This is a genomic window from Aquabacterium sp., from assembly GCF_004297345.1.
Classification (GTDB): Bacteria; Pseudomonadota; Gammaproteobacteria; order Burkholderiales; family Burkholderiaceae_C; genus Aquabacterium.
Genome location: NZ_SCTN01000100.1, coordinates 1 through 6,139, shown reverse-complemented (window position 1 = coordinate 6,139; position 6,139 = coordinate 1). Strand labels below are relative to the sequence as shown.

General features: G+C 60.8%; 10 protein-coding genes. 1 reads left to right on the top strand and 9 read right to left on the bottom strand.

Annotated features, from left to right (window positions below; genetic code table 11):
• The 3 genes from EPO09_RS02990 to EPO09_RS02980 all read right to left on the bottom strand — a co-directional run.
• Positions 1-478 (bottom strand): molybdenum ABC transporter permease (locus EPO09_RS02990; RefSeq protein ID WP_290640000.1); only part of this gene is annotated, 478 nt, incomplete at its 3' end.
• On the bottom strand, positions 478-1,233 hold the full coding sequence (gene modA, locus EPO09_RS02985; RefSeq protein WP_290639998.1) for a molybdate ABC transporter substrate-binding protein: 756 nt from the start codon (positions 1,231-1,233) through the stop codon (positions 478-480). The genes modA and EPO09_RS02990, both read right to left, overlap by 1 nt.
• A 37-nt stretch (positions 1,234-1,270) precedes the next feature.
• Positions 1,271-2,134 carry a TOBE domain-containing protein gene (locus EPO09_RS02980; protein ID WP_290639996.1) on the bottom strand — a complete coding sequence of 288 codons (864 nt, stop codon included), beginning with the start codon at positions 2,132-2,134 and terminating at the stop codon, positions 1,271-1,273.
• Between the two features lie 226 nt (positions 2,135-2,360).
• Here EPO09_RS02980 and EPO09_RS02975 point away from each other — a divergent pair, with 226 nt between their 5' ends.
• Positions 2,361-2,789 carry a molybdopterin-binding protein gene (locus EPO09_RS02975; RefSeq protein WP_290639994.1) on the top strand — a complete coding sequence of 143 codons (429 nt, stop codon included), beginning with the start codon at positions 2,361-2,363 and terminating at the stop codon, positions 2,787-2,789.
• Between the two features lie 15 nt (positions 2,790-2,804).
• On the opposite strand, the gene EPO09_RS02970 is transcribed toward EPO09_RS02975, so the two are convergent.
• The 6 genes from EPO09_RS02970 to nifN all read right to left on the bottom strand — a co-directional run bounded on the left by EPO09_RS02970 (position 2,805) and on the right by nifN (position 6,133).
• A complete protein-coding gene (locus tag EPO09_RS02970; RefSeq protein ID WP_290639992.1) occupies positions 2,805-3,206 on the bottom strand; it encodes a hypothetical protein in 402 nt (133 codons plus the stop codon).
• A gap of 64 nt (positions 3,207-3,270) precedes the next feature.
• Positions 3,271-3,576, bottom strand: a complete 306-nt coding sequence (gene fdxB, locus EPO09_RS02965; RefSeq protein WP_290639991.1) for a ferredoxin III, nif-specific — start codon at positions 3,574-3,576, stop codon at positions 3,271-3,273.
• Between the two features lie 19 nt (positions 3,577-3,595).
• Positions 3,596-3,784, bottom strand: coding sequence for a CCE_0567 family metalloprotein (locus EPO09_RS02960; protein ID WP_290639989.1), 189 nt, complete (start codon positions 3,782-3,784; stop codon positions 3,596-3,598).
• Positions 3,785-3,802: 18 nt separating this feature from the next.
• Positions 3,803-4,285, bottom strand: coding sequence for a NifX-associated nitrogen fixation protein (locus EPO09_RS02955; RefSeq protein ID WP_290639987.1), 483 nt, complete (start codon positions 4,283-4,285; stop codon positions 3,803-3,805).
• Positions 4,278-4,691, bottom strand: a complete 414-nt coding sequence (gene nifX, locus EPO09_RS02950; protein WP_290639985.1) for a nitrogen fixation protein NifX — start codon at positions 4,689-4,691, stop codon at positions 4,278-4,280. Before nifX ends, EPO09_RS02955 begins: the two co-directional genes overlap by 8 nt.
• A complete protein-coding gene (nifN, locus tag EPO09_RS02945) occupies positions 4,688-6,133 on the bottom strand; it encodes a nitrogenase iron-molybdenum cofactor biosynthesis protein NifN (protein ID WP_290640002.1) in 1,446 nt (481 codons plus the stop codon). Before nifN ends, nifX begins: the two co-directional genes overlap by 4 nt.
• Between the last annotated feature and the right edge of the window lie 6 nt (positions 6,134-6,139).

The window sequence follows — 6,139 nt, the reverse complement described above, 5'->3', positions numbered from 1 at the left end:
CCGTGTGCGCGAAGCCCAATACGGCGGCCGTCAGAAATCCCGGCCGAGCCAGGGGCAAAGCCACGCTGACGAATCGATCCCAGGGCGTGGCGCGCAAGGTAGCAGCAACCTCCAATGGACGAGGCCCGATCGCCTCAAAAGCCTGCTGAAGAGGCTGAACCACAAACGGGAACGAGTGCATCACAGACCCGACAACCAATCCCCAGAACGTAAATGGCAAAAGCCCCCAGCCTAGCCATTGAGTGAACTGCCCGATGGGCCCATGCGGCCCCATCAACATCAGCAGGTAAAAGCCGATGACCGCGGGCGGCAGCACCAGCGGCAAGGCCACGATGGCGGCCACAGCCCCCTTGAGGCGCGAACGCGTGTGCGCCAGCCACCAAGCGATGGGCGTGCCCAGCACGAGCAGGCACAGCGTGCTTGATGTGGCCAGGGCAGCCGTCAGGCGCAAGGCCTGTAGATCATCGGGATCCAGCATCAAAGTTCGTAGCCAAAAGCCTTGATGATGATGTGGGCCTTGTCACCTTTGAGGAACTTCAGCAAGGCCGCCGCGGCAGCATTGCCTTCGCCCTTCTTGAGCAAGGTCGCGTCCTGCAGGATGGGCGTGTACAGCTTAGCAGGCACCAGCCAATACGAGCCGCCAGCGGGCTTGTCAGGGGCAGCCACCTGTGAAAGGGCCACGAAACCCAGCTCGGCGTTGCCGGTGGCAATGAACTGGAAGGTCTGTGCGATGTTGTCCCCCTGAACCATCTTGGGCGCCAGGGCATCCGTCAGATTCAGGGCCTTGAGCGCCTCCACGCCCGCAGCGCCATAGGGGGCCAGCTTGGGATTGGCCAACGCCAGGTGCGCAAAGCCGCCCTTCTTCAGCACGGCGCCCTTGTCATCGACAAAGCCCTCTTTGGCGCTCCACAGAACCAGCTTGCCTTTGGCATAGGTGAAGGTCTGCCCCTTGATGCTCAGGCCTTCCTCTTCCAGCTTTCTGGGTGTGTCCTGATCGGCCGCCAGCAGCACCTCGAAGGGGGCGCCTTCCTTGATCTGCGTATGGAACTTGCCCGTGGAACCCACGGACACCTTGGTCGTGTGCCCGGTCTCGGCCTGGAAGACGGCGGCGATCTTGTTGAAGGGCCCCGCGAAATTGGCCGCCACGGCCACTTGCACTTCACCGGCCTGCGCGGCACTCAGGCCCGTCAAACAACACCAGACCAACATGGCCTGCTTGAGTACACGTTTCATCTTCAACTCCTTGCAACGCCGAGACAAGCGCTTGGGCTCAACCCAGAATGGACAAAATCACGCTGGACGATTTGAAGATGGCGCAAGCACGCCCTCCTTCGACCAGCCCCAAGGCATTCACCGAATCTTTGGTGACCACGGCGGTGACGGTCTTCCCTCGCCCAAGGGACAGCACCACCTCCGAATTCACCGGCCCCTCCGTGATGCGCTCAACCTCACCCCACAGGTGATTGCGGGCACTGGTGCGCAGGCCCTCATCGGTCAGCAACAGCACGGCCGAGGCCTTGACCAGCGCGACGACCTCCATGCCGATCTCGATGCCCAGTTGTTCAGCTGAATCGCGCGTGATCACGGCCACGAGTTCGTTCTGGTTATCCAGCCTCAGGTAGACCTCGTAGTCCACATCGCCTTCTCGCAGCCCGCTGACCGTACAGACAAACTGGTTACGCGCGCTGGTGCGCATGCCCATGCGGCGCAGCAACTGCTGAAATGAACGAGCACTGCCCTCACCGATGTCGCCCCATTGCGTCATGAGCCGGTCCAGCGCCATCTGGTATTCGGCCTCCACCGCCCGATACAGGCCCACAACCTTGCGGCCATGCGGCGTGAGCAAGGTGCCTCCACCGTGTTTGCCGCCTGTGCTGCGCTCGACCAAGGGTTGATCGGCGAGGTTGTTCATGGCGTCCACGGCATCCCAGGCAGCTTTGTAGGACAAAGGCACATGCTTGGCCGCCTGCGAAATGGAACCGTACTGGTCAATCGCTTCCAGCAATCGGATGCGGGTATCACCCAGATACGTACCCAGTTCAGTTGACACCTCCAGCTTGCCAAACAGCCTGGGGCCTGCCGCGCGGGCAACTTTGCTGGTGGACTTGCTGGGCGTCTTTCGGCTGGTATTCATGACATCACGGCTTTGTCGCGTTCGCTACATATCGACATCGGACTCGTTGGAAAACGCACCAGGCTAGTTCGACCAGACGCCTCGGATATGGCTCGCGTCCATACAGGGGTGGGGTCTAGACTGGCTCAACTGTGTTCGTTTTGTCGTATACGAAGCTTTATAACGCAAAGGCCGTGCCAACAGCTACGGTTATCCACCACACCTGAAGCAGCATCAAAGGTTTGTCATGAAAGTCAGCGCCCGTAACGCCTTCCGAGGCCGCATCACCGCCATCCAGCCTGGCGCCGTCAACGCAGAAGTCACGCTTCAAACCAGCGGGGGCGACACCCTTGTGGCCATCGTCACCGAGGGCAGCGTCAAGTCGCTGGGCCTGGTTGTAGGCAAAGAGGTGGTCGCGTTGGTCAAGGCCCCTTGGGTGATGGTGGCCACCCAGGATGCAGGCCTCACGTTCAGTGCCCGAAACCAGCTGGCTGGCCAGGTCAGTACATTGAGCAAGGGGGCCGTGAACAGCGAAGTCGGCATCGCCCTGCCGGGTGGCACGGAAGTATTTGCTGTCATCACCAACGAGGCCGTGTCCGAGTTGGGCTTGACACCAGGCAAGGCTGCATCGGCCATCATCAAGGCCAGCCACGTGATCCTGGCCGTGCCCGCCTGATCTCACCGACACACCTCAACGCGGCATGCTCTCGCTGAAAGCGTAGAAAGCATAGGCCGCCTTCTCGTCAGCCTGACTGTGGATGATGCGATGGATGAGCCAACGGCCGTCACGCATCCGCCACGCGGCCAGGTCTTCGCGATACAGCCCATTGCCTTCGTTGTTCAAGGTACCCATCGCCACCTCGAACCGATAACGGCAATAGCAGGGTTGCTCGTCTTCGTCGTAGCCCATCCATCGTTCAGCGCCTGACTCGGGGTCTCTGTTTACATCGACCCACAGAGGGCCGATGGTCAGGTCCTTCCACAGCGTGGGCACCCTGTCCGACCAATTCACTTCCCGCCCCAAATGCGACGCACGCTTGAGGCGACTGGATCGACCATCGTCGTATTTCTCTATATATAGCGGTATGCGCATGTAGGCACCTGTCTGTTCACTGAAAAAGAAAGCAGGAGGCATGCCTGCCCCTGCCTCGCTCAACTCAGGCTGCCGCCGGTGCGTGCGTGTAGCACTTCTTCGGACAGATCTTCGAGCAGGCCGTGCAGCCAATGCACATGTCACCGTGTGCAATGGTCATGACCTTCTTTTCGTACTCTTCGTCTTCGTCGTCCTCATCCCCGATGGCGACCCGCTCGCCATCTTCATTGAGGCCGACCAGCTCGAGCACCCCACGCGGACAGACCTTGAAGCAGCGGCCGCAACCGATGCAGGTGTCCTCGTTGATGTTCTGGACGAATTGGGGCTCCCAGGCTTGACCGCTGGGCATGGTGATCGAGAAGTTGCTCATGGCCTTCCTCCACAAGTCTTCACGCGGCTGCCGCGGCCTTGCGGGCCTCGGTCAGCGCAGCGTGGGCATCGTGGCAGCGTTGCGCCACATCAAGGATCTTCTCCCAGTTGGTGGGCAGTTCTTCGGACAGGTCATGCAGGTCCATCTTGGCCTGCGTGGCCTGGGCGTTGAGCTTCCTGATCCTGGCTTTCAGTTCATCCGCATCCATCTTGCTTCTCCTTGCAACTCAGGCGCCATAGTTGGCGACTTGCGGATAGTCCTGGATCATCTTGACGGCCTCGGACACGAACTTGCCGCCACCTTCAGCCAGCTTGGCCAGCGAAGGAAAACCGAAGCGATGGACATCGCGCAACTGCTTGTTGACCACGATCAGACGGCCTGCAATCAGGACGATGCGCCCGAAGCCTTCGTGGCTCATCTTCATCATGGGCGTGACCATGTTGCCGGTCTCGCGTTCGATGGCCACGGCAATGGCGTTATAGAACAGCTCGACACGCCAGAGGATCTCCGGATCGGGATCGCCGATGATCGGCATCTCGCGGCGCTGTTCAGCCGTCAGGATGAACGGATCAAGCAGCTTGCGATCTGTCTTGCCATCCCATGTCCCGTGGGTGTCCTGCGCACGCAGAACCTTGACCAGCTCACGCACGAAGGGCGTGGCCATGAATGCTTCTTCAGACGGTACATCCACCGTCGCGGTATCAGCCATGCTTGGCCTCGCTTTCGTCTTCGTCAAAATGGATCTCGATACCTTTTTGCAAGGCCTTGCGTAGCCACGGTGGCGGCGTGCCCTTGAGCACGTCCTGGAGCTTTTCCAGGATGTCGAGGATGGGCTCGGGTGCGGGCACCTTGATCGGGTGAATCTTCACGGCCACCACACGTGCCGCAGCCGAGCCACCGATGGCAGCCACATACAAAATGGCGCAATCCTTGATGGCTTCGAGCTTGGGCGCCAGCTTGTCTTCATCGCCGTCCTCTTCCAGCTTGCCGCCGAACTCGAAGTTCTCGACAAAGGCATACCCCTCGGGCGTGACGTCATAGACGGCGATGTTCTTGGCCCAGCCGAAGTGCGCGTCCACGCGCTGCTTGTCCTGGGTACTGAAGGCAACTTTCATGGTGTGACTCCATCGGCAGTTGGGTTGGATGTGGGCGCGGCCTTGATGGGCCAAGGTAACTCGGCTACGGCGGGCAGGGCCGGCTTGGCGACGCGCTGGGCCGCATCGGGTAACGGCCAGCTATCGGGCTCGGCGTGAGGGATGTGGGCCATCATCAGATTAGCCACTTCGAAGATGAACTGACGCGTACCGCGATAGCCGACCATGAGCCGGTGAGCGTTGCCGATGCGGTCAAAGATGGGGAAGCCAATGCGCAGGAAGGGCGTACCCAGGCGCTCGGCAGCCTGGCGGCCATGCGAATGCGTCATCATCAGATCGCATTGGGCTGCGCCCTTCTCCAGGTCTTCCAGATCACCGATCAGCGCGGTCTCGGCGGGCAGCTTCTCCAGTACGGCAGAGTGCGTCGTCGTCACGCAGGTGTGCAGCACGGCGCCCATTTCATGCAGCATGGCGCCGACGGCATAGAGCAGATCCGGCTCGGCACCGATGGCCACCGTCTTGGCGCCCAGGTAGAAGTGCCCGTCCAGCATGGCGTCAAGCAACTGGCTGCGTTGACGACGGTACTTCTGCGGCACGGCCTGACCTGACAAGCTCGACAGCGTCATCAGAAAGCGGTCATTGCATGCCAGGCCGGTGAGGCGATCAAACAGGTGGACGGGTACACCCGTGCGCGCTTCCAGCGCCTTGGCGGCATCGGCCATCTGCTGACCAATGGCCAGCGTGGCCACCGACTCGCCCATGCGCGTCAGTTCTTCAACTCGGGTGCCGCCCAGCGTGGTGCCGCGCCAATCGGAAGGGATGTGCCCATCGAGCGACCCCGACACGTCGGGCATCGTGATCGCACTCAGGCCAAAGTCTCCGAGGATTTGCTTGATCTCTTCGATGTCACCTGGCGTAAGGTGGCTGCCCGGCAGCAGATTCACTTGCCTCGGTGCTGCGCCCACCTTCGGCGCTGCCGATGTATCGGGCACCAGTTGCTTGACCATACCAGCCACAGCCAGTCGCCAGCCGTCTTCGAAGGCCCCCACATAGTCAGGCGTGGAGACATAGACAATGGCAGTCTCATCAAGCTCGGGCTTGCGTTGTCGCACGAGGTTCAGGTAGCCATCGACATCATCGCCCTTGGTCTCTGTCAAGCCAGTGGAACAAATGGCAATCAGCTGCGGGTTCGCGCGTTTCTTGATATTGAGCAGCGCAGTCTCGATGTTCTCGTAGCCACCCAGGATGGTGGTCACCTCGTTCATCGCCGTGGTCTGCAGTGGGATAGCCTCCTTGAAGTGCCGCACCAGCAGCACCAGACCGAAGGAGGTACAGCCTTGCGAGCCATGCATGACGGGCATGCAACTGTCCATGCCCATGAACGCATAGCTGGCGCCAAGCGGCTGGCTCATCTTGAGCGGATTGACCGCGCACGCTTTCCTGGACTCGACAGTCTGGGCCATCTTGCT

Bases quoted from the DNA above. Each gene is read 5' to 3' on its own strand.
- fdxB (WP_290639991.1), bottom strand. From the start codon at position 3,576: ATGAGCAACTTCTCGATCACCATGCCCAGCGGTCAAGCCTGGGAGCCC.
- nifN (WP_290640002.1), bottom strand. From the start codon at position 6,133: ATGGCCCAGACTGTCGAGTCCAGGAAAGCGTGCGCGGTCAATCCGCTC.
- EPO09_RS02970 (WP_290639992.1), bottom strand. From the start codon at position 3,206: ATGCGCATACCGCTATATATAGAGAAATACGACGATGGTCGATCCAGT.
- EPO09_RS02960 (WP_290639989.1), bottom strand. From the start codon at position 3,784: ATGGATGCGGATGAACTGAAAGCCAGGATCAGGAAGCTCAACGCCCAG.
- EPO09_RS02975 (WP_290639994.1), top strand. From the start codon at position 2,361: ATGAAAGTCAGCGCCCGTAACGCCTTCCGAGGCCGCATCACCGCCATC.
- nifX (WP_290639985.1), bottom strand. From the start codon at position 4,691: ATGAAAGTTGCCTTCAGTACCCAGGACAAGCAGCGCGTGGACGCGCAC.
- EPO09_RS02955 (WP_290639987.1), bottom strand. From the start codon at position 4,285: ATGGCTGATACCGCGACGGTGGATGTACCGTCTGAAGAAGCATTCATG.
- modA (WP_290639998.1), bottom strand. From the start codon at position 1,233: ATGAAACGTGTACTCAAGCAGGCCATGTTGGTCTGGTGTTGTTTGACG.
- EPO09_RS02980 (WP_290639996.1), bottom strand. From the start codon at position 2,134: ATGAATACCAGCCGAAAGACGCCCAGCAAGTCCACCAGCAAAGTTGCC.